This is a genomic window from Rubinisphaera margarita (genome assembly GCF_022267515.1).
Lineage (GTDB): Bacteria > Planctomycetota > Planctomycetia > Planctomycetales > Planctomycetaceae > Rubinisphaera > Rubinisphaera margarita.
This window is the reverse complement of record NZ_JAKFGB010000014.1, coordinates 683252-707346: the sequence shown is the minus strand read 5'-3', so window position 1 is coordinate 707346 and position 24095 is coordinate 683252. Positions and strand designations below refer to the sequence as shown.

At 58.3% G+C, this 24095-nt stretch carries 14 protein-coding genes, 1 tRNA gene and 1 pseudogene; 14 read left to right on the top strand and 2 right to left on the bottom strand.

Going from position 1 to position 24095, the window contains the following annotated elements; translation table 11 throughout:
* Nucleotides 1–154 precede the first annotated feature (154 nt).
* The 3 genes and pseudogenes from L1A08_RS23005 to L1A08_RS15680 all read left to right on the top strand — a co-directional run.
* Nucleotides 155–223 (top strand): annotated as a pseudogene (locus L1A08_RS23005) (transposase); the annotation flags it as partial.
* Between the two features lie 40 nt (nucleotides 224–263).
* Nucleotides 264–626, top strand: a complete 363-nt coding sequence (locus L1A08_RS15685) for a transposase (RefSeq protein ID WP_238757387.1) — start codon at nucleotides 264–266, stop codon at nucleotides 624–626.
* 21 nt (nucleotides 627–647) lie between these two features.
* The gene (locus tag L1A08_RS15680; RefSeq protein ID WP_238757386.1) at nucleotides 648–887 is read left to right on the top strand and encodes a transposase; all 240 of its coding nucleotides are present in this window, start codon (nucleotides 648–650) and stop codon (nucleotides 885–887) included.
* A 338-nt stretch (nucleotides 888–1225) separates the two neighbouring features.
* Here L1A08_RS15680 and L1A08_RS15675 read toward each other — a convergent pair whose 3' ends face one another.
* Nucleotides 1226–2998, bottom strand: a complete 1773-nt coding sequence (locus tag L1A08_RS15675; RefSeq protein WP_238757385.1) for an ArnT family glycosyltransferase — start codon at nucleotides 2996–2998, stop codon at nucleotides 1226–1228.
* Nucleotides 2999–3000: 2 nt separating this feature from the next.
* Nucleotides 3001–4836: an ArnT family glycosyltransferase gene (locus L1A08_RS15670; protein ID WP_238757384.1), complete on the bottom strand. Its 1836-nt coding sequence runs from the start codon at nucleotides 4834–4836 to the stop codon at nucleotides 3001–3003.
* Nucleotides 4837–5215: 379 nt separating this feature from the next.
* Between L1A08_RS15670 and L1A08_RS15665 the strand changes: the two genes are divergently transcribed.
* The 11 genes from L1A08_RS15665 (at nucleotide 5216) to L1A08_RS15615 (ending at nucleotide 23892) form a co-directional block, all read left to right on the top strand.
* Nucleotides 5216–6373: a DUF6263 family protein gene (locus L1A08_RS15665; protein ID WP_238757383.1), complete on the top strand. Its 1158-nt coding sequence runs from the start codon at nucleotides 5216–5218 to the stop codon at nucleotides 6371–6373.
* Between the two features lie 105 nt (nucleotides 6374–6478).
* Nucleotides 6479–6931, top strand: a complete 453-nt coding sequence (locus L1A08_RS15660; RefSeq protein ID WP_238757382.1) for a glycine cleavage system protein H — start codon at nucleotides 6479–6481, stop codon at nucleotides 6929–6931.
* 736 nt (nucleotides 6932–7667) lie between these two features.
* Nucleotides 7668–8711: an ATP-binding protein gene (locus tag L1A08_RS15655; RefSeq protein ID WP_238757381.1), complete on the top strand. Its 1044-nt coding sequence runs from the start codon at nucleotides 7668–7670 to the stop codon at nucleotides 8709–8711.
* Nucleotides 8708–10492 carry a prenyltransferase/squalene oxidase repeat-containing protein gene (locus L1A08_RS15650; protein WP_238757380.1) on the top strand — a complete coding sequence of 595 codons (1785 nt, stop codon included), beginning with the start codon at nucleotides 8708–8710 and terminating at the stop codon, nucleotides 10490–10492. The genes L1A08_RS15655 and L1A08_RS15650 overlap by 4 nt, the downstream gene beginning before the upstream one ends.
* Before the next feature lie 320 nt (nucleotides 10493–10812).
* Nucleotides 10813–13323, top strand: coding sequence for a hypothetical protein (locus tag L1A08_RS15645; RefSeq protein WP_238757379.1), 2511 nt, complete (start codon nucleotides 10813–10815; stop codon nucleotides 13321–13323).
* Nucleotides 13324–13574: 251 nt separating this feature from the next.
* The gene (locus L1A08_RS15640; RefSeq protein ID WP_238757378.1) at nucleotides 13575–19076 is read left to right on the top strand and encodes a DUF4175 family protein; all 5502 of its coding nucleotides are present in this window, start codon (nucleotides 13575–13577) and stop codon (nucleotides 19074–19076) included.
* Nucleotide 19077: 1 nt separating this feature from the next.
* Nucleotides 19078–20163, top strand: a complete 1086-nt coding sequence (locus L1A08_RS15635; RefSeq protein WP_238757377.1) for a prenyltransferase/squalene oxidase repeat-containing protein — start codon at nucleotides 19078–19080, stop codon at nucleotides 20161–20163.
* Between the two features lie 507 nt (nucleotides 20164–20670).
* A complete protein-coding gene (floA, locus tag L1A08_RS15630) occupies nucleotides 20671–21729 on the top strand; it encodes a flotillin-like protein FloA (RefSeq protein ID WP_238757376.1) in 1059 nt (352 codons plus the stop codon).
* 82 nt (nucleotides 21730–21811) lie between these two features.
* On the top strand, nucleotides 21812–22459 hold the full coding sequence (locus L1A08_RS15625; protein ID WP_238757375.1) for a hypothetical protein: 648 nt from the start codon (nucleotides 21812–21814) through the stop codon (nucleotides 22457–22459).
* A gap of 170 nt (nucleotides 22460–22629) precedes the next feature.
* Nucleotides 22630–23790 (top strand): glycosyltransferase family 4 protein, encoded by a 1161-nt coding sequence (locus tag L1A08_RS15620; protein ID WP_238757374.1) that lies wholly within the window; start codon nucleotides 22630–22632, stop codon nucleotides 23788–23790.
* 28 nt (nucleotides 23791–23818) lie between these two features.
* Nucleotides 23819–23892: transfer RNA gene (locus L1A08_RS15615), tRNA-Arg, on the top strand.
* The last annotated feature ends 203 nt before the right edge of the window (nucleotides 23893–24095 follow it).

Genomic DNA, 24095 nt, shown 5'->3' with positions numbered 1-24095 from the left:
GAATCAAGGCGAGGAGCAAGTGAACGGAGTCAAATCCAGGAAAGACCAGGGATGGCGCGACATCAATTAACGAACGAAGAATGGGAGTTGATCGCAGAGGTGTTTCCCAAACCAGCTGCGACAGGACGACCGCCCGTGAATCCTCGCGACATTGATGAATGCGATTTTATGGCGGTTGCGCACGGGGGCACCATGGCGTGATCTTCCTGAAGAATTTGGCCCGTGGAAGACCGTTTACAACCACTGTGACAAATGGAATTCCGATGGCACGAGCGACGAAGTCAAACGGCGACTGCTGCAGCGAATCGTGGATGAACAGGGGATTAATAGCGAACTTTGGTGCGTCGACAGAACCATCGTCCGGGCGACTCGCTGTGCGGCGGGCGGGAAAAAAGCGGAGCCGGAAGAACCCTCACACATCAGGCGGCTCGCGAGGTGGTTTTTCGACGAAGACCCATCTCGTCTGCGACGTGTCCGGGTGTCCGATCCACTTTGAACTCAGTCCGGGCCAGGCTCACGAGAACACCACCGTGGTGGAGCGACTCAACGGCATTGATGCGGAGATGACGACCGGAGCGGGAAAAGTCATCGCGTGGCCCCTCGCCCTGGCCGGCGACAAAGAGTAACGGGCCGACTGGATCGACCAGATGCTCTTGCAACTCGAGATCATGCCAGTGATCCCCTCGAAGAAAAATGAAGAACGCAAGAAACGTGCAGTGGAATTTGAAAAGGAGCAATATCGCAGACGTAACATCGTGGAGCGACTCATTGGCTGCCTGAAGGAAAGCCGCTGCGTGTTTGCCCGCTTTGAAAAGACAGCCATCAGGTATCTCTGGATTAGAGAACTAGTGATCATCCAGAGATACCTCCGAATGCTCGCCAAATGACTTTAGGGACAGAACCTAGGACACGACCGCCCATTCCCGGTGCCTCTGTCGCCGTGTCGGGCTTTACGGTCCTAGCTTCATTGTCACACACCGGTGGCGGAGAAGCGAAAAATTACGCTCGCCGTCCCAACTGCCGCGATCAACGCTTCTATGATCTTCGCTGCCGGATCGAACGGACGTTCGCCTGGCTGAGCCATTTCCTTCAGACCAGTGTCCGACGGGTATGTAACACGCTCATGTCTTCGAGCTCTCTGAAAAGTCGTCAGTGCTACCATTTTAATATTATCGGCTTGACAGGGATCGATTCGTTTGCGTGAATGATCTCGAATGCGATTCGATTATTTCGCCACCTTCTGACTTGCTCTCTTTAGATCGGTCTGCCGGTCAAATGACATGATCGACCGAATTGAATGGAGTCGCACGTCTTCCGCGTCATAGCCAGCGAAATCTGTGGCTTTACCGGTGCCGTTCCATTGGAAAAACTCCATACCTGCCCTGAAGTTAGAACTCACGAATCCCAACCGACGTTGTTGCTCTCGGTCCACTAGTCTCACGTCGGACCGAACGATCGCTGGGTTTTCGTAATCGATGCCCACGATCGCCGGATCGAACAGCCCGTAATAGACAAGTTCAATCTTTTCTGAGTGGCCCTTTTCTTCGAGCCACCAACTTAGAAATAGTAAGTCCTGCCCCCAGTCCAGATTGCTGTTCGCGAGATGCTTGTATCCGTTCCGTGAGCCTCCGATCGTCTCGTTGAAATAAGATAGGCAATGAGGGTAGCAGAGCAATGTCGACCCTACCGTCCACACCAAACATCCGCCGACTGCCCACCGTCTGAGATGGACAGAAAATCCTTCTCTCTGAGACAACCGGCCTGCCAGGACAAAAAGAAACGGGAAGGCTCCCAGAACGTATCGCAAGTGTGCGTTGTAATTCGTCTGAGAACTCACTAGTACCATGATGATGGCCACGGGGATGAACAGAATCATTTCATCACAAAAGTTCCGGCCGTGGCATCCTGTGACGAACGCTATAAGTGCGGCTAGCCATAATAGCTGAGTGCCGATCGGTACTTTGATCGCGATTGCATAGAGGTAGTAATACCAGAAGCCGTGATCGTGGAGTCGTCCGCGGAAATACGTCTGACGCGGGCGATCGAGGTCATGTTTCTGAACGTCGATGCCCGCCACAAACTCACGAGGCAACGGCAGCGGGAGATGCTCCAGCCATGTACCCCGAAAACGATTCCCGACGCCCTCCTCCTCATTTCCCTTCAGAGAGTGGCTTACGAACTCAAAACTGCCGAGCCGCGGAAAGCTTCCTTCATAAAAATAGGCCAAGTGGAGGACATTGAGCCCGATCAGCAGCAACAGGATCAGTTGAATGACGGGAGGACGACTGTGTCCTTCGGTTGCGTTTTCCTGCTGTCGTCGGAATAGCCTCCACACCAGCCACAGTGCCGGCCATAGACCTAGCAGAACGATCCAAGTTGACTTCGTCGCCAGCGCAAGTCCGACGCCGGTCCCCGCCAGGACTGCATGAAACCAGTCCGGCTCTTTGAGCCATTTCCAGAAAAGATAAGCGGCAAGTAAGCCCATTGAGGCCGCATGGGCATCCGGCGTAAAAAAACTGCCATGCGCGATCATGCTCGGTGAGAAAGCCCAAAGAGACATGGAGAGCAACCCAGCCATCGGGCCGTACAGTTCGCGGGACCAGCGATAGCAAACACAGATTCCCACCAGACAAAATGGAATACAGGCCCAGCGACCATAGGTGGTCAGCCAGAGCGAACGGTATCCATTGGCCCACATGAAGTCGGGGCCGACGTAGAACACACATCGTGAGCCGGGATAGTCGTTGTAAGAAGACCAGTCCTCTTCGTAGCCGAGCAAGACAGTTGGGATCGCAGCAACCATCCGCACTAACGGAGGGTTCACGCGATAGAGTTCAAAGCGGCCGAACTCCCAGTGACTGACTCCCGCCGCCAGATGGGCAGGCTCATTGGCGTTCGGACTGTGAACCGCAGCTGAGTAAGCAAGAAGCCCTGTGTGGGTCAACAACAAGGCCCAGAATGCGATCATCTGCCAGTGCTTTTTCAGTGGTAGAGTCATGCCTACTCTCCCCGTTGACTGATGGCAAGTGGCGGAAGCTTGTCGAGGTCAATGATCCGGATCGTCGGATTGCTGAAGGCATAACTGCGGAATGCCGGCCTGATGATCTGCACTGTCCCCTGAAAAAGGTGCTCGTAGGCGCGATGTCGGTCGTGCACGAGATCGCTCTGGCCTTCCATTTTCACGCCTCGGAAGTAGCGTTCGTACCGGAAATCGCTCGCCACAAGATATCTCACGCCGCTGCTGCGCACCTGAGCGAGATCGAGATCGGCTAGAGAAACGCAGTCCCAGCTTTCGTGGGCGTAGTGTTCATAGATGGCTTTCTCGTCGCGTTCGTTAATCCACTCCTGAGCCACCTGCCGCGTATCGCTCGCCAGATGATGGTCCAGTGCCACGCTGAGAAACGCAGGCCACGCAACGCATACTCCGATCAGGACCAGATAAGCCGGTTTGAAAATGTGAGGCACCATTGTCACAGCCAGTCGTTCCATGCCGATTACGGCTAGCACGATCAGGGCGGGTGCCACCTGGAGGACGTATCGCGCGAAATCTGGCGCTGGCTTTGAGGGCACCAATTCTGGAACGACATAATAAACGACCGCGTACGTAACCAGTATGCGTGCGGTGACCGACACTGTCTTCCAACTCCCCAAGATCCACAGGAGTCCCACGATCGCCAGAACCACGATTGGCAGGGTCAGCCCTGGAATAAGGCTGAAACGCAAGTGAAACAGAAAGTAATAGTCTAAAGCACTGATATGCAGCGAGTGTCCAAACGCAGCGTGGGTATATTCATGGTTCAATCCCGATAGAAAAATGTCGGGATCAATCAAAATGGGATAATTCACGCTGAAGAATACGAATTCAGACAGGAAGAAAATTCCAGCCAAGGCCGGCAGACGTGTGAGTATTGCACGCAATGATGAACCGTCGAAGAAAGGAATCGCGAGTGCCAGAGGCCACAATAACACGGACTTGTAGTGAGCCGACATGGACAGGCCCATCGCCAGCCCTGCAAGACAAATGCTGGGAAGCATGGGAACGTTCTGCCAGAATCGCAACCATGCCAGTACCGACGCGAGAGCACAGGCCGTGAAAAGAATGTCTTCTTTCAGGTAGTGCGCGTGAATTACCAGAATCGGAGACGTTGCTGTAAGCAATGCAGCGAGCAGAGACCATCGGCCAGGCAAACATCGGAGGGCCAAAAGATACGTGAACCAGACGATCGCGGTGCCAGCCAACGCCGAGACGAACCGGCCGATTAGAACCGCGCCGCTCTCTTCCTCAAAGCCCAAGATGGCGTTACCGATACGGGACAACTGCAGAATTAGAATCGGGTGATGGTAATCCTGAGTGCCATCCAGGATGAATCTGGCTTTCTTGGGCTCATCGCCGTGATAGCCGAGCGGAAAATCATTGTTCCAACTGTTCAGGAGGAATGAAAACAGGAGAATACAGCCGATCGTAAAGAACTCGGCGCGAAGCTGAAGTGAATTGCTCTCGGAGAACATCAATGGCTCAATCCGTGATGGCGTAAAGCGAAGTGGCATACATTTGTGGACTGCATCATACGAAGACGGCCTCAATTTTGACAGGGCTGCAAATGCATCGATCGGCCGCGCCGCAACCGCAGCTGTCAGAATTGCGCAGCAAGGCAGATCGCGACGCAGATGCACGAATGCTGGAGCATGGCTATATGGCTGATCCACTCTACCGAGCAGGCTCCCACATCCTGACATCAAATCTTGTGTAGCAAAATGTAGTAAATCGGCCTGAATGCCACTGAATTGGGATGAATCTCCAGCAATTCGGTACTCACATGAAATTGGAATATCCACTACATTTCTGGCAGTTCTCCACCGTTGAGGGAGCTTGGAGTTACTTATCATCGGTGAAGATGATGACGAAATTCGGCCGGTCGGCGGCGAAACCATTCTCGACAGGCAATGCAACGAAGAGCGCGAAAACCGAGAGAAGAAGCAGACGGGGGACATTCACGATGGAGCACCTCACTGAGCAACAGAACAGAACGCGTTGATGGATCATCTTAAGAGCTGTTCCCCTGCTTGTCACCCAAGCGGGGCTCTGCAGGAATTGCCCGGCTGGAAGCGCTCTTTTCGGAAATCGGCTCGCTGGTTTATATTGTGCGGGCCGGTCGGGATCGGATCCGGCGATCTTATTGCAGCGTTCGATTCTACATTGGCCACGGAGGGCGCAATGCTCCTGAAGATTCCGTATCTGTTCATTCCCGCACTCGTGCATTGTCTGCGGGGCCTGGTGCTGATACTCGCCGTGTGTCTGTTGTTACTGCCAGGATGCAGCTCGGAATCGAAGGACTCCAGCGAAGTCCTCGACGAATCCTGGTTCACGCTCGATGAGAACGGCGAGAGTAATTCCGCCGACGGTCAGGCCGAATCCAAAGCGCGGCTCGGCGTGAATCTGCAGGAGGGCGATCGATTCCCTCTGCGCAAAGTCGTTGAGAAAGTCCTGACCCAAAAGTCGATGCAGGGTTCCACGCAGAACCGCGAGTATGTCGAACTCGACATGGCGGTTACTGTCGAAGAGATTCGCGATCAGAAGAAACGATTCTCGGTCCGATACAACCGCGTCCAGTACGAGAGTGATCTGACTGGTCAACTGGTCCGTTACGATTCTGACCAACCCGCACTGAACATCCCCGATTCCGTACTCGTTTATCAGGGCATGATCGACAACGGATTCTCCTTCTGGGTCGGCCCGGATAACAAAATCACAGACGTCGTCGATTTCCAGCAGTTCGTGCAAAAGTGTCTCGCGCAGGTGCCGTCTGATCAGGCGGAGCGCACGGCTCGAATTCTCGCGCAACACTCGGGACAGGACGGCATCGCCAATTTTGTGGACGATACCATCGGGCTGCTGCCGTACGATCCCAGCTCTCCGGATGGCTCGGCTGTTGTCCGACTCGGGGGCAACTGGACGAAATCCCGCCACTACAACGATCCGGTCCAGATGTCGGTGAAGAACACCTACACCCTGCGCGATCTCAATCAGGAATACGCCAAGGTTGAGATTCTCGGGGATGTCTCCCCCGCTTCCGCAACCACAGGCGCCGGCTCGTCTCAGGTTTCGCTGCAGGTCCGTGATGGTCATTCCAATGGCAGTTGCACCATCGACCGCAAGACGGGACTGCCGCTGGAGTCACGGATCGATCACCTGCTCAACATGACCGTCCAGGCTGGCGGACTGCAGTTCGAACAGCAGAAACGGGTAGTCACGTCCATCCGCATGTTCCCGGACCAGAATCCTGGCCAGATGTCCGGATCGGCTACCGCTCAGCAGCCGGCTTCGCAGCCGTCATCGGTCCAACAGGCTTCCTTCGAAGAACTTGTTCAGTAGATCCCGTTCGGAAGATCGGGCGTGTCCGTCCTCAGGCTGAGTTGTACCGGAGCATTGAGTCTGCTCTATTGATCTCTGCGAAGTTTCCGAACGGCAGGAGAAAGTGTGAGCGACGGCGATCCGGTATTCATGATGGGCACGTACGAGGCGAAGATCCGCACGGATCGGCAGTACTCGACCAACCATATGTGGCTTCAGGCCGATGGCGATCGCTTTCGCGCTGGTTTCACCGCCTATGCCGTCCGACTTCTGCAGGATGTCTATTTCCTCGACTGGGAAATCGACGATGGCTCCCCGGTGACCAAAGGGCAGAACATCGGCGAAATCGAGAGCTCCAAGGCGGTTTCGCATCTGACTTCTCCCGTCGACGGCACCGATATTCAGTTCAACGAAGAGCTGCTCAACGATCCCTCCCTGATCAACAGCGACTGCTACGAAGCCGGCTGGTTGTTCTCCCTGAAAACCGATGCCCCGCTGCAGTCCGCGGAGGAATACATCGCCCACCTGGACAGCAAATGGGAAGAAACTCAGCGGGTGATCAAAGGCCAGATTCACTGAAATGGAGTGGCCTGGGCCGTAGCTCTCCAGAAAGACGGGATGGCTCAGACGTGCGCGTCTGAGTCGCGGCAGCGACAAGAAGCGGCTGATAAACTGCGAAGTTCTCGTTCGCGTTCGGGGTGGCACAGCTATCAGGGCGGCGAAGCCGTTGGAAGATGCCCCAGCCGCGGGCCTCAACTTACAGCTTTCCCTCTGCCGTCCCAGGAATCCATCACCTGTTAATTCGACGTGATATAAAAGTTCTCCCCCGGCTTCGCCGCCCCGAAAGAATCTTTCGGGGCCACCCCTGCCGGTTGATCAGCGGTGAGTTTAGTGTTCGGTGATCGACAAGCTCCGCGGGACGTTGATTCTCATTTGTATGGAGCATCGCAGGTTGATCGCCCCCTCATCCGCCCTTCGGGCCTGCTGCGTTTCGCAGCGAGAATTTTCAGTCCTCCCCTCAAGGGGCGGAGGGACATGATGTGCGTGACCATGAGAGATGCATAGGCTACTCCCCCATCTGTACCCAAACTCTTTGAGCAATAAATCCCGCGTCACTCGCCACTCAGACGCATGCGTCTGGAGCCATCCTTTTGCGTTTCCCAAGTGGTGACCACCCCCATCCGCGAAACATTCCCGGGGGTTGATGGTAGAATCTTGCAGGCAGACCGCTTACTCTGGAGAGAGTGTGCGCCGAGCTGTCGCCACCCGCATGCTCCCTCCTCCGACTTTGCTTCCGCACGATTGAGATACCGCCATGGCTGGAAAAAAACTGACTGTCGTCATCTCACAGTCACAGAGTAAGAATCCGCAGTATCGCGATCTTGAAGAGACTCTTGCCGCCCGGTTGATGATGGACGGCTCGGTCGAAGTGGCTGTCGTGCCGCATCTGTACGACATGCATGCCGACCACACCGGGCTGATCTTCCTCCGCGGCGTCCCGGGAGATCTCGTTGTCCTCAGCTGGCTCTACCCACGTCCGACGCGCTGGATTCTGCATCGACAGGGCATCTCCGGGCTGGAAGGTCAGACGCTGCTCGAAGAAGAAGTCGACGAGGACGATGAAGAGCTCGAAGAAGAACCTTCTCCGGATCGCGGAATCGGTCTTGGGAAAGTCGCCCAGAGAAAGGTCTACTGCATCGACATGCGGGTCAGCAACTCGGTCGATGACTACTTCAACGAGATCAAACGCATCGCCAGTGAGAAGTCGGTCCAGACGGTTGATCTGATGAGCTGGATTCAGGGAAGCCCGAAGCCGGAGCAGTTGGAGCGATACCTGCGAACGCCCGAGAGTGCGACGGGCAACAATGGAACCAACGGCGAGCAAAAGGCGGCCGCGGCGACGGAGCCGGAACCGACGAAACGCCGCTGGTATCCGGTGATCGATTACGAACGCTGCACGAACTGTCTGGAGTGCATCGACTTCTGCCTGTTCGGTGTTTACGGCGTGAACGACGGCGACTTCATTCATGTCGAGACGCAGGACAACTGCAAGAAGGGTTGTCCGGCCTGCAGTCGCGTCTGTCCTGAGAATGCCATCATCTTCCCCGGGCACAAAACCCCCGCCATCGCCGGAGCCCCCGGTGAAGTGGCCGGCTTCAAGATTGACCTGTCGAAGCTGTTCGGCTCGGAGAACTCGATCGACATCGCCGTCCGCGAACGCGATCGGGAACTGGTCGCCGATGGGCGCGATGCGGTCGGCACGGCAGTCGGACTCCGCAAACGACAGGAACACAGGTCCGATCAGCCGCGAGACCATCTCGATGACCTGATCGACAGCCTGGACGACATGCCGCTGTGAGTGACGCGACTGTAACGACAACACAAGACCACGACCGCGCCCAGGCTGCGTTCGAGATTTGTCGCGACCGTTTGCTCGCGGAACGAACTTCCACCGGATACTGGGAAGGCGAGTTGTCGACGTCTGCTCTCTCGACCGCCACGGCTGTCATGGCGCTGCTGAAGGTTCTGGAACAGAACGCGGTTCCTTCCCGAGTCGCAGAGATTCGGCCGTTAATTCTCGGCGGTCTCGACTGGCTCGTCGTTGCTCGCAACGAAGACGGTGGCTGGGGCGATACGCAGAAGAGTCTGAGCAACATCTCGACGACGATGCTCGTCCGCAGTGTTTTCGCGGCCGCGTTGAACTCCACGATGGTGGACTGGGCCATCGAGACCGACTCCCTCGCGGACACCGATGCCTACATCGCCCGTATTGGCGGCGTGAAAGCGATTCGCGAACGCTATGGAAGCGATCGAACGTTCTCGGTTCCGATTTTGATGCAGGGCGCACTGGGGGAGCAGGTCCACTGGCGTGAAGTCAATCAGCTGCCGTTCGAACTGGCCTGTCTCCCGGCTGACTGGTACAAGCGGGTGAATCTGCCGGTGGTCAGCTATGCCCTCCCGGCGCTCATCGCCATTGGCCTGGCGCGTCATCGGCAAATGCCGACCTGGTTCCTTCCGCTTCGGTGGCTGAGAACCGCTGTAAAACGCAAAGCATTGAGCGTACTCCAGCGGATCCAGCCAACGACCGGCGGGTATCTGGAAGCGACGCCGTTGACCAGCTTCGTCACCATGGCCCTGATGGCGGCCGGCGAGCATCAGCACCCCGTTGTTCCCGAAGCGGTACGATTTCTGATTGACTCCGTGCGTCCCGACGGCAGCTGGCCGATTGATACAAATCTGGCAACCTGGACAACCACGCTCAGTGTCAATGCCCTCGACGATCATCTGCCGGAAAGCGATGTGCGGCCCGTGCTCGACTGGCTGATCGGTCAGCAGTATCGCGAAGTGCATCCTTACACGAATGCCGATCCCGGCGGCTGGGCCTGGACCGATCTGCCGGGCGGCGTCCCCGATGCCGACGACACGCCGGGAGCCATTCTGGCGGTGCAGCGTTTGAGGGATCGCGTTTCCGCAAATGAGCGACGGCGCATCGACGAAGCGTGTGAAGCGGCCAGCGGCTGGTTGTTGTCTCTGCAGAACAGTGATGGCGGCTGGCCGACGTTCTGTCGCGGCTGGGGCAGACTGCCATTCGATCGCAGTTCGCCGGACATCACCGCCCACGTTCTGCGTGCGCTGCAGACGGTGAAGCCGGAGGCGGGCGAGGCGATTGAAAAGGGATACCGCTTTCTTGACCGTCGCCAGCGAAAGGACGGAGCCTGGCTGCCGCTGTGGTTCGGCAATCAGTACGCCCAGGACGACGAAAACCCGCTCTACGGAACCTCACGAGTCTTGCTCGCTTACGCAAGTCTCGAGGAGAATCGAGAGCGAAAACAGCGTCTCCAACAAGGCGTTGCGTTTCTGTTATCCATCCAGAACGCCGATGGCGGCTGGGGCGGCGCAGGCGGGATCGAATCGTCGGTCGAAGAGACGGCCCTCGCGCTGGACGCTCTGATCCCGTGTCGCGCCGATGCCACGGCAATTCAACGGGGTGTCGACTGGCTGGCGGAACGAGCGGAAACAGGCACTATCGACCATGCCACGCCGATCGGTTTTTATTTCGCCAAGCTCTGGTATTACGAGAAGCTGTACCCGCTGATCTTCGCGACCTCGGCGTTAAGGAAAGCAGTGTCCGTTGAATAGATGGCCCTTGAGAGGCACTGCCGAGAGAATCTCACAGGAGAACGGACGGTTCCGACGCGTGCGTCTGATTGGCCGATGAACAGCGGCCTCCCGGGACTTCGTCACCCGGACGAGCCCGTCCGGGCCATCCTGTCGGGCGAGACGGCGTTTTGCACACATCTGCCCGGCAAAACGCATCTTTCGGTCAAATTTGATGCTATTTGGTCCGGAAAACGTCATAATGAACGGACGGACCAATCTTCCCGGCCATTCCGTTGCTCGCTGCACACGTCCGGGATTTCGCTTCGTTTCAGACTCATTCTCTTTCACACCAAGCCTGTATGACCGCCCAGCGACTGACCTATCTCGGCCTTGAATCGTACGGATGGACGTTTCTGGTCGTCCTCTGTTTCGCCGTGGCTGTCGGTCTGGTCATCTGGCTGTACCGCTACGAACGTCGTCTCGTGTCCGGGCCGATCGGCTGGTCGCTGCTTTCGCTGCGAATTCTGCTGTTGGTCGTGCTGTTATTCATGGCTTTGCAGCCGACACTCAGCTGGACAACGAAGTCCAGGCAGGACAACTCCATCCTCATCGCTCTCGATGTCTCGCAAAGCATGGATCTGGTCGATGAGCAGGCCAGCGAACAGGAGCGTAAACAGTGGGCCGCAGGGCTCGGCATGATCCGAGCCGAGTTGCTCAAGGAAAACGCCGCCCGGGCTGAGGAAGTCCCGGACGAAACTAACGGGGATGATTCCGGAGAACAAGCGGTGCAGCCACTGGAGGACGACGCCTCCGACCTGATGGCGAGCTGGGAAACGCTGAGCCGCTTTGATCTGGCCCGGCAGCTACTTTCGGCTCCCAACATCGGTCTGCTCGATCGCCTCAGCGAGGTGGCCGACGTCGAACTGCTGCTCTTCAGCAAAGATATTAAACGGGCCAGCGGAGAAGATCTGACGGGATCCCGCGATGTGCTGTCCGACGGACTGACTTCGGCAAGTACTTCGTTCACTTCGCTGATTGAAGAAGTCGCGGCCCGCGAGAACGTTGCCGCGGCGGTCATCATTTCCGATGGCGTCGACACGTCTCCGCAGAAGCCGCAGGCTCAGTTGAATCGTCTCGCCGGACAATCGCGACCGGTTTACAGCATTCTGGCCGGTTCGACTTCGCAGCCGGTCGATCTGGCAATTGAATCGATTAATCATCCCGAATCGGTCTACCAGAATGACCAGCCCCTGATTCAAATCCGGGCCACCACACACGGCTACGAAGGGAAACCGGTCACCGTGTCGCTGACCGATGTTTCCAATGGCAATCGACTGACGAAGAACATCGATGTCGATGATCGCTACGAGGATGTCGAATTCAGCCTGCCGCTCAACACGCCGGGCCGGCAGCGGTTTATTGTCGACATCAGCCCGGCCGACGGCTCGACCGTGAAACGGGACAGCGAACAGGGCGAACTTCAGCTCGATAACAATCAGCAGGAGTTCGCCGTCAACGTGATCGACGACAGCACGCATGTTCTGCTTGTGGGCGGGGAAGCGAGCTGGGAGTTTCGTTTCATCGATGCCGCCTACGAACGGGATGATCGCGTCGAGCTCGATTCCGTGCTGTTCGAGCAGCCGTACCTCGGTCTGCTACCGACCTCGTTCTTCGATACGGCTCTTCCCAACTCGCGGACATCGTCCGGGCCGTTTGAAGGCGTTGATCTGGTCATCTGGGGCGATGCCGATCCGAAGGCGGTCGACGCCCAGACCTGGGAACGGCTTGAACGGTTCGTTGGCGAACAGGGCGGCACGCTGGTCGTCTACACTGGCAAACGGCACTTCTCGGGGATCATGCAGAATCCGATTCTCTCCAAGTTGATGCCGATTACGCATACACGACGCATCGAAGCCATCGACAATGAAAATCTTAGTGATCCCATTCAACGTGGGTTTCATCTGCAGTTGACTCCGCAGGGGGGGCTTCATCCGGCGATGAAGCTGGAAACGGAACACGATGCGAACATCGCCGCCTGGCGAAACCTGCCCGGGCATTTCCAGGGTTACGTCGGCGATCCCAAACCAGCCGCGGTCGTCCTGGCGTCTCCGGTCGGAGCCACGATCGCCTCGACATCGACCCGGCCGGCCGGCACTGTCGTCGCGCAGAATTATGGGCTGGGCCGCGTGATGTGGCTCGGCATCGACAGCACATGGCGGTGGCGATTGCGGCGTGGCGATAAAGATCACTATCGCTTCTGGGGACAGCTCTCCCGCTGGGCCGCGGAGATGCGGTCGTCAGCCGGTTCCGATGACGTCCGGCTGGCTCTGGAATCGACGGAGATTGAAGAAGGCGATGAGACGATGATTCGGGCCCGCTGGTCGCAGGCGATGCACCAAAATCTGCCCGAAGAAGTTCGCACGGAAATCGAAGTGTACCCGCGGGATGTCGATCAACTCGTTCCTATTATGCGGTTTCCGTTGGATCGGGTCGAAACCGAGCCAATGCTTCAGGAAGCGAAAGTTCCCCCGTTGCCGGTCGGCGAATATCGGCTGCGACTGGCGGCCAAAGACGTGCCGCTCGGCCCTGCTCCGATTGAAGCGACGCTGTTCGTCACGCCGCGACAGAATGGTGAAACGAATCGGTTGTCGGCCGATAGAACGCTGCTTGAACAGTTCGCCGCGGCGACGAATGGAGCGGTTTTTCTGCCGCATCAGCTCGACGAACTTCTCGACCGGCTCAATCCGGAGTGGCGGACACTCGAACAGAAACAGGACTTTCCCCTCTGGAATCATTGGCTGCTGTTTGTGATGATGGTGACAATCGTCACCGCCGAATGGCTGGTCCGCAAATGGCACGGGCTGCCGTGATCAAGTGAATTGAGAAGCACGTCCGTCAACTTCAGCCAGCGGCACAGAAATTCCTGGCTGTCAAAACGACCAGTAGCACTGACATTCCTGGCTGTGGAAACAAGACGCGGTGGCGGATGAAGTTGAGTTAAGAGAGCAAACGACGCACAGACAGGAATGTCTGTGCCACCCTGTCGGAGGAATATTCTTCCCGCAGGAAACGCCGTTTTGGCGTCAGGTTGTTAACGCAACGAGTTTTTGAGGATCGGTGAATGAGTCAGACCATTCCAACGACTGGCGGCAGACTGAATCCTGCGGCTCTTCCGGCTGATCTGCGTCGTGAGCTGGCTCAGCTCGACCGGCGGCTGCGGTGGGTCAGCTTCGTGCGCGGAGTCGGCAGCCTGATGTTCGTCGTGCTGCTCATGGCGGCTCTGTTCCTGGGCACCGATTATTACTTCCCGCTTCCCGGAGTCATCCGGTTCGCGTTTCTGACGCTGCTGTGCGTGACCGGACTCTGGCTGTTTTACCAGTGGCTGGTGCTTCCACTGACCCGCCGTCGCCGCTGGCCCGATCTGGCTTATATCATCGACCGGGCCTTTCCGGACTTTCAGGAACGGGTCAGTTCCACCGTCGAACTCTCCATGCTGGAACACGGCGACTCTGCTGTTTCCGAGTACATGACAGAACGACTGCGGCAGGAAACCAATACCCGACTGACTCACGTCGATCTGTGGGAATGTCTGTCGCTGCGAACAATGGCCATTGCGCTCGTCTCCGCGACGTTGCTCTCGATTGTCGCGGCTGTGCCGCTGCTGCTGAATTCACAGGGATACTCGCTACTCTGGCAACGGCTGCTCACGCCGTGGGTGAACCTCGATTCAGCGACCAATCTGACATTCCTCGTCGAAGACGCCGACCGGACCGTGCCCCGCGGCAGCGATGCGATGATCTATGCCGAACCGCACTGGCGCTACTACGAGGGCGAACTCCCGCGCGAGATTCGACTGCAGTGGACCGACGAGCATGGAAAAACGCAGTCGCGGGAAATGGCGTACGACGCGGGCCGTAACGCCTTCGTTGGGAAGATTCCGCAACTGATGTCGCCGGTCAATTACGTCCTCTCAAGCCGGAATGCACGTTCCCGCACTTATCACATCAATGTGGCCGATCGGCCGCGAATCGTGGACGTCCAGTTGACGATCCAGCCTCCCGCTTACACACAGGTACCGGAATCAATTATCGAAGGCGCGATCGGCACAATTCGCGTCATTGAAGGCAGCCGCCTCATTGCCAATCTGAAGTTCGAACATCCCGTCGCTGAAGCCGCGTGGATGTGGAAGACCCCGCGACTGGTTAGCCCGGCCGAATCGGCCTCGAAGAATGCCGACTCCGCCTCTCAGCCCGCCACGGTGGCTCAATCGCAGGTGCCTGCAACGCTTCTGGAAGAAGGACGGGCGGCCCGGTTTGACCTGATTGCCACACAGTCGGATCAGTTCGCGTTTCTGGTCACCAGTGGCGACGGACTGACTAATATCGACGAGCCGCAGCGGCTGATTCAGATCGTCCCGGACCGGGCGCCGCGGATCGACATGACCGGTTCCAACGACCCCGTCAAAGTCCAGCCGGCGGATGTCGTGCCCATTGAGATTCGTGCCGATGATGACTTCGGACTGGTCGATGTTCGCATCGTCGTCGAGCAGCTCTCCCGAGCCGGTGAGGAACCGCAAATTCTGGAGTGGAGCTCGCCGAAAACAGGAGATGACGTCCGGCTGCTCAACGACAGTTACGAGCTGAACCTGAGTCAGTTCGAGCTCGAATCGGGCGACATTCTCGGTTATCGAGCCGTTGCCCGCGATGGCCGCCCAATTCCGGGTCCCAACGAAACCTGGACTTCGCGACGGGTGCTGATGCTCGACGAAGAAGTGAAAACGATTGCCGGTCAGGAAGTCGAAGAGTTTTACGAATCGCTCCGACGACACGCCGATATCGTGAAGAATGAAATCGCTGCTCATCGCCGTGAACTGGAGAGTGATCGCAAGCAGCTCGATCCGAAGCCGCGTGAGGAATCGAAGCAGCGCGTCGACGAGAAGAAGCCGGAGTGGATGCAGACCAAACTGGCGTTGAACCTTCAGCTTGACGATCTGTCGCGGCGGTTGCAGCAGCGGCCAATTACCAGAGCGTTGTCGCAGATGAACGTCGAGCCGGCTCAACAGTTGATCGACGATACCGCCCGGGCCCTCGAAGAGTTCAAGCCGGTCAGCGATAACGATGCGATGGAATTGATTCGCGATCAGGAGACTGACGTTCGCGAAGCCGAGAAATCAATCGACCGACTGATGAACCAGTTGAGAGATGCCGAACGTATCGAACAGGAGCTGACGGAACTGCAGCAGCTCGCCCGTCGGGCCAAAGAACTGGCGAAGGATGCGGCCAACCTTAACGACTCGGAGCAGAAGCCCGAGGCTTCGAGCGAACCGCAGCAGACCGAACAGCCGGACCAGCCGCAGCCTCTTGAGAAATTGCAGAGCGAGTGGTCGACGCTGTCACAGGATCTGGAGAATCTGCTCAAACGTCGTCCGGAACTGAAGCAGGCCGCCAAGAACGCGCTGCTGTCGGAACTTTCCGAAGTCGCCGAGACTGCCGATGAACTGGCCCGACTCCAGTCGGCTCTTGGTGAAGCGACGCGGGATGATCAACAGGCGCTGACGGAAGCCAGTCAGCCGCTCGCGGAAAACCTTCGTCAGGCACGGGAGATCGCCTCGGAACTGGCGCAGCGTTCGAGCGAAGAAGCGCGCGACGATGCGGCTCCGGTCTTCAATCCGACCGCCACTCGGGAGGCGGCTCATGAACAGGAACAGGCAAACTTCGGCAATGCCGCCGAGCAAATCCAGGCGGCACGCGAAGCCCTGGAACGATTTCAGGAATCAATGAAGCAGACGGAATCTCTGCCCACAGACGCCCAGCAGGCCGCCACCGAACTGGCGAAACGAAGTGCCGCGCTCGCCGAAGAAATGAAGGCCCATCACGACGAGCAGCGAAAGCTCGAAGGCGAAGCTCGAGCCGTGGCCGGCGAAGAGAAGAAACTCGAGGGGGCTCGCAAAGCCAATCCGGACGATCCCGCGCTCACGGAGAAAGCAGAGCAACTCGACGCCCGCAAGCAGGATCTCAGCGAACAGGAGCGGGCTCTCGAAAAGGAACAGCAGAAACTGTCAGAACGCCTCGCCGGTGTGATGCAGGCCGCGTCCGCCCTTCCGACGACGCCTCAGTTTGAACCCCAGAAACGGGACGCCGTCGCGAAGCTGGATCAGGGAGCCGATGAACTCGCCGCCCGAACCGACCGAGCTGACGACCGCGTTCGCGATGCATCGAAGACTCTCGAAAATCTGGCCCGCAGCATGGGCGATAAGCCCGCTCGCGATCAGCGGGCACTCAACCAGCTCAAGCCGATTCAGGAACAGGCGGAGCAACTGGCCCGAGAGCTGGAAGACAAGGCGTCTCAGTCGGAACCAGCAGGTCCCCAGACCGGTCCCGATCTCGCCCCTCGGCAGCTCGAACAACTCCGTTCGGCTCTGCGAAGCGACACTGCCGAGCAGGAAGGAAAACTCGCTGAAGCCGTGAAAACAGGTCTCGAAGCCAACGAGCAGCTCAAATCGAACGATCTCAAGAAAGCGGCCGAGACGCAGAAGAAATTCGCCGAGCAACTCGCTGAATTGAACAAAGAACTCGCCGAACCGTCGGCGGACACAGAACAGAACAACGATCAGACCGAGGAAGATTCCAAGAACGCGTCCGGTCAGGACGCCTGGCGGGATGTGCCACTGTCGCCGGAGTTGAAAGCCTTGCGTTTCCCTCAGAAGCAGGGCGAACCCGAGCAACTCAAGGCGGAACTGGAGAAGCTCGTCAAGTCTCAACAGGAGTTGAATGAGAAGACCGAGAAGGCGATCGCCGACAACGCGGCCCCGGAACGGGCCAATGAACTGCGCAACAAGTTACGTCAGCTCGCCGGCGAGCAGCGCAATCTTGCTGAACAGTCGAAGAGCCTGAACGGAGAATCGGCTGCGTTGCCCCGCATGACTGCTCAGCAGTTGCAGCGGGAATCGCAGAAGGCACTCGAAAGCAACCAGCCGGAACAGGCCACCGAATCTCAGCAGCAGGCGAAACGGCAACTCGAAGAAGCTCTCGATCAGGTCAGCCGCGAACTTGAGGACCAGCACGCAGCCCAAGAAGGCGAACAACAGCCCGAGAAATCGCGATCGGAAGAACTGGCCGAGGCGCTGCGGAATCAGCTCGACAAACTCAGCGGGCAGATGGAGCAGCCAGCCGGACAGGTGGCCGGGAACGAAGCCCCCGAGGAGGTAGATGACCCCGAAGGCGCTCCGATGGCCCAGGCGATGCCAGACGAACAGAAGCCGTCGGAAGCAGCGGAAGGACCGCCCGCCGAGAGCGGTTCCGAGCAGCCGCCGGCCGGGAACATGCCGAACGAAGAACTGCTGCAGAATCTCAAGAATTCGTTGCAGTCGTTGCAGGCCAGCCAGGAGCGTCTGGCCGCACAGGCCGAGCAACTGGCCGAGCAGTCGGAAGTCATGAGCCCCGAGAAGGAAGAACTCAACGAGACCTTCCAGGCGGCGGCTGAGTCGGCTCGCAAAGCCAGCGAACAATTGCAGAGTGGACAACTCCGCCAGAGCGAACCGCAGGCCCAGCAGGCCAGTGAAAAGCTGGCCGCCGTGGCTGAACAGGGACTGACAGACGAATCGGCTCAGAAGGCGGTCGAAGAGCTGGCCGAGCAGCAGCAGCAGATAGCCGAGCAGCTTCAGGAGCTGGCGCAGAATCCGCAGGCCAGTCAACTGGCTCGCGCCATGTCTCAACAACAGCTTCAAGAACAGACCGAAGGTCTGGCGGAAGCCTTCAAGACACTGTCGGAGCAGAGTAAAGCCGATCCCATTGCCGATCAGCGGAACAGCCAGCAGCTTTCCGCCATGCAGAACCAGTCGCAGCAGGCGGCTGGTGAAATGCAGAACGCTCAACAGCAGAGCCAGCAGGGGAATCTTCAGAACTCTGGCGAGGCGTCTGACAAAGCCGCTGAAACCCTGAAACGGCTGGCGAAAGAATCGGCTCAACTGGCGAACACGAAACGCGATACCCTCGTCCCAGAACCCGTCGGCGAAGATGCCGCCCAGGCCTCGCGGTTGCTCGATCAGGCTGAGGAGTCGCTGAAACAGGCAATGCAACAGGCCTCTCAACAGCAGGCCGAGCAGTCCCAGAATGGTGCTCCGTCAGAACAGTCTCCCCAGCAGGGTTCGCCATCACAGCAGCAAGCGGCCAATGCGGAAGGAAGTCCGCAGACGCCCGGCCAGCCGTCGGAGAATTCGGGACAGCCCGCGCCTTCACAGAATCCTTCGGCTCTGCAGCAGCTGGCCCAGCAACTGGCGCAGGCTGCCCAGGCACTGGATCGGGCTCATGAGAGCCTGCAGCCGCCCCAGGAGAATTCGCAGGGAGCCGATCAACAGCAGATGGCCGCCCAGGCCTCGGCTGGCCAGCCGTCCGAAACCTCGGACTCGACCACAGGCAATCAGACTCCGATGGCGGGCGATGAAAAGATGGATGGCTCGGTCCTCCGCTCCGCCCTCATGCGGGACTGGGGCCAGCGGCAGGAAGAACTTGATGCCGATCTGACCGATGCCCGGCGTCGTCCGATTGATCAACAATACGCTCCGCTGATTCGCAGCTACTTTGAATCGCTCGCTCAGCCGGAACCCGCGGCGACAGAGGAATGATATGAACCGCCTTCCAACGTTCTTCTCTACCTCACCGTGCTGGCGAAAGCTGATCCCGGCGATCCTGTTCGTTCCCCTGCTCCTGGGCGGGATGCCCGCCGCATCGACGCCGGTTCAGGCCGCCGAGTGGACCGATCGTGACATTGACCGCGCGATCGAGAATGCGCTCGACTACCTGTCAAAACGCCAGCTGCCCGATGGCTCCTGGCGGATCGACAACATCGGCGAGTCCACTGCCGCGACTTCGCTCGCGGTCATGGCGTTTCTCGCCGGCGGGCACGTTCCGGGAGAAGGTCCGTACGGAGATCAGATCGAACTCGGGATCCGCTGGGTCCTCGATCATCAGGAACCCAACGGGATGCTCATTCACAAGACGAGCCACGGCCCAATGTACTCGCACGGCATCAGCACTCTCATGCTGGCCGAAGTCGTCGGGATGCTTGGTGTGGAAGATGCGGCTCGGGCACGACGCGGCCTGGAGCGAGCCATCCGACTGATTCTGGAAGCACAGGCGATTCCCAAGAATGAACGTCAGCGGGGCGGATGGCGGTATCAGCCTTCCAGCCGCGACAGCGACCTGAGTGTGACCGGCTGGCAGCTGCTGGCTCTCCGGGCGGCCAAGGATATTGGCTGCGATGTCCCCGCGGAATCCATCGACCTGGCGGTCGAGTACGTGAAGATGTGTGCCAATCGCGACCAGAAAGGCTTCGCCTATCAACCCGGCGGCGGTCCGACTCCCACACGAACCGGAACCGGAATTCTCTGCCTCGAAGTCTGCGGCGTTCACGAGAGTGCGGAAGCGGTTGCAGGAGCGGAGTACCTGCTGAAGTCGCCGCTGGAATACCGCGACTCGTACTTCTTCTATGGGGTCTACTACTGCACCGTCGGCATGTACAAGATGGGCGGCAAGTACTGGGAAGACTCCCGCAAACACTTCTTCAGCGTGTTGCTCGAAAAGCAGGAAGCCGATGGCAGCTGGTCTTCCGACAACGCTTCCGAACGGCGACAGGGGCAGGTTTACACAACCAGCATGGCCGTACTCGCGCTGGCGATCGAATATCGATACCTCCCGATTTATCAGCGGTAGGACCGCGCCCGTACCGGCGGCATCCTGCCGCCGATGTGCGTCGCTTAAAGCAACGACAACTGAACTTCCGAAGGGTGGCACAGACATTCCTGTCTGTGCGTGATCGACGTTCTTTCTCATTCACCGCCGATCAACACATGACGAGGCCATCAGAGTCTCCACCTATTCTGGCATGCCTTCCGCAGCCATGTTTTCTGTCCACAGACAGGAATGTCTGTGCCACCAACTGAAGTTGACGGCGGCATCAGTTGTTCTTCATGGAAGGAGCCGTAACGGCAGGCATCTACCGTGCTGAACACTCTTGGCAGAATGCCGGCGCTATGAAATAAAGTCGTCCCGGCCGGTGGGAAACTGGTTCGACTTACAATCCTCGAGCCCCGAGCAGGATGAAGAGTGGTCGAACGTCTCTCGAACGACTATCATCGGAGCAGGCGGTCGTACCCTTCCGACTGTCTCTGATTTCTCGACTGCACCTGCAACTTTCGGTTGATCCACAGGAAATCTCACATGTTCAGCAACTCCCTGATTCTGGCGGCCACAGTCTGGGACATGGCGATCTGGTTCGGCATCATCGTGCTGATCCTCGGGGGACTGATTTTCTTCGCCCTCTTCGCCCGATATGTCGGTCTCTGGATTCAGAGTAAGACAACCGGTGCAGGGATCGGGCTGATCAATCTGTTCATCATGTCGATTCGGAAGGTGAATCCGACCGTCGTCGTTCGCAGTAAAATCATGGCCGTGCAGGCCGGGCTGACGCAGGTCTATCCGATCTCGACCCGGGATCTGGAAGCTCACTATCTGGCGGGCGGCAACGTTCCGAATGTTATCCGCGCTCTCATCGCCGCTCATCGCGCCAGTATCGACCTCGACTGGATTACCGCCGCCGCCATCGATCTGGCAGGCCGCGATATTCTCGAAGCCGTGCGAACCAGTGTTTACCCGAAGGTCATCGATTGTCCCGATCCCAAAAAGGGAATGGGTTCGCTCGACGCGGTCGCCGGCGACGGCATTCAGCTGAAAGCCCGGGCTCGTGTGACCGTTCGTACGAACATCAAGCAGCTCATCGGGGGAGCGACCGAAGAAACCATCATCGCCCGCGTAGGGCAGGGGATCGTCCAGGCAATCGGTTCAACCGCTTCCTACGCCAAAGTGCTCGAGAACCCGGACAAGATTTCACAGACTGTGCTCAACCAGGGACTGGAAGCACAAACGGCGTTTGAGATCGTCTCGATTGATATCGCCGATATCGATGTCGGTGACAACATCGGAGCCCGTCTCCAGGCCGATCAGGCCGAAGCCGACATGCGTGTCGCCCAGGCCAAGGCCGAAGAACGCCGAGCCGAATCCAAAGCCCGCGAGCAGGAAATGGTCGCCCGGACCCAGGAAAATCGTGCTAAAGTGGTGCTCGCCGAGGCAGAGATTCCGGAAGCAGTCGCCGAAGCGTTCCAGTCGAAGCGACTCGGCGTGCTCGACTATTACGAACTGAAGAACGTTCAAGCCGATACCCAGATGCGGACATCGATCGCCGGCGGCGCCGCGCCTGAGGATGGCAAGGTCACCATCTAAAGCAGTTTCAAGATGCTTCTGCACTTTGGCGGCAGCTGATCTGCTTGAGTTGATTCGACGGCAATCGAGAGGGAGAGAGCAGATGGAAGGCTTAATCGGACTGATCATTCTGGTCATCTCCGCGATCGGCTGGATCTCCAACGCCGTCAATGAGCAGAAAGAAAAGCAGAAGCGGGCTCAGCGTGGGCAGCAGCCGGCTCAGCAGCGCCCCAAACGGCGACTGCAGGACGAGATCGACAGTTTCCTGAAGGAAGTGCAGAAACAGCAGGAGCAACAGGAGCAGGAACGTCCGCGGCAACCCGAGGAGCAGCCACGACGGGAACAAAGGCCCGCCGAACTCTTCGAACCGGTCCGCCAGCAACCCGCTCCTCAGCCGAAGCCACGTCCGCAGCGGCAGGAGCCGAGTGCTCCGATTCTTCCGAGGGACCCCAAACCGATTCCTCAGAAGCGGCGGGACGACCAATACAAACGGCCGCAGGTCTCGAATCGAAAAGCTCGCAAGCAGGCCCGGCAGCAGCGGCCGACAAAGGCGATCCCCATCGGCGTCGCGGCAGCGGCTCTCGAAACCTCCGAGCAGATTCCGACTTCCAGGCAGGCCCTCGTCACAACCGGGTCGGAGCCGCCACGAGTCGATTTCGCCGCGATGGTGCACAACCCGTCCTCGGTCCGCAACGCCATCGTCATCAATGAAATCCTTCAGCCGCCGATCGCTCTGAGAAAACGCCGCTGATTCCGCTTCGCCATCGCGATTAGAATCACACTCAGAGAGTATCTCGAATGCCCTTCGCCTCTGGTGAAGAAGTTGAAGGATAAAGGGAAACGCGGGCTCCCTGCTCGACAGGCCGTTGGTTTCTGATTCGTTTCCACTTTCCTTCTGGACGGCCCCGGCAAGACATCATCATGGACCAGAAACCATCCTCGGGAAAGTCGACCAAGTCCCGGAAGAAACGGGGCACGCTGCGAGTGCTGCTGCTCTCCGGTCGCTTTGAAGTTCGCGGCTCTTCCACGCAAACGCTCATTCTGGCCGAGCAGCTCGGCAACTACGGCATTCAGCCGACCATCGTCACGCCCGACATTCACAACGTGGCCCCGGAACGGCGAGCGGCACTCAATGTTCGCGAGTACCAGTATTTCGATTTCCCGATCATCCGTCGGCTCGTCCGCCGATTCATCGTTCAGGACCTCAGCGACCAGCCACCGCATCTGATTCACATTCAGTCCCGGCAAATGCTTGGCCACGGCATTCGACTCGCCCGGAAGTTCAACTGCCCGTACATCCTTTCAGTCCACGATTATCTCAATCGCGGGGAGATGCTGAACTTCGATTCGACGCACGGTAAGAAGATCATCGCGGTCAGTGAATCGGTGAAATCGGAATTGCTTACGCAGCCGTCGATCCGCGGCGAACAGGTCGTGGTCATCCACAGCGGCATTGAGACCATTCCCGAAGAGCTGACCAAGACCGTGCTCACGCCGAAGCGAGTTCCCGTCATCGGCACAGCCGGTCCACTGGAGCAGATCAAAGGGGTGAGCTTCTTTCTGGGAGCCGCCAGTCGGGTGCTGCAGGAGTTTCCGAATATCGAGTTTCTGGTCGCCGGCTCCGGTCCGGAGGAACGCAATCTCCGGCAAATGGCCCGTCAGCTTAACATCAGCCAGAAGGTGACGTTCGTCCCGAACCTGTTCGGCTTCCAGGAAGCACTGCGGGCGATGGACATCTTCTGCCTGCCGTCGATCAAGCAGGGGCTGGGAACGATCATGCTGGAAGCGATGGCCTGGGGCCGTCCGGTGGTCGCCAGCAAAGTCGGCGGGATCTACAGCGCGATTAAAGACACCGAAACCGGCTTCCTTGTGCCCCATTCGGACAGCGAGGCTCTGGCGGACAAATTGCTGTATTTGTTGCGGAACCCGGACACGGCCCGCGCTGTCGGAGAAGCGGGACGACTGCACGTCGGCAAGAACTTCCGCATCGACCAGATGGTCGGTCAGATCGCCGATCTCTACCGCTCGACGCACGCCGATTTCGCAGGTACACTGCCAGAGCAGGAGTCGAAAACGCAGTAAATCAGAGGGTTTGCCCTCCACTTCACACGCGCCCGTAGCTCAGTTGGATAGAGCAACGGACTTCTAATCCGTAGGTCATAGGTTCGAATCCTATCGGGCGTGCTTCATTTCCTGCTCGAACGCGGAGCGACACCGCCGTCTGCTCCAGAGACGAGACTCGCATGCGGCAAGCTACGGTTTATCCGCAGCCAGCGAACCGGCTGCGAGGACTGGTTCCGATAGCCCGCTCTCTGCCTCTCCCTGTGTCGAGCCCTCTCGATGTGACGGCTGCTTCCGTCGGCCCGAGATTTCGGCGTTGGCTTGTG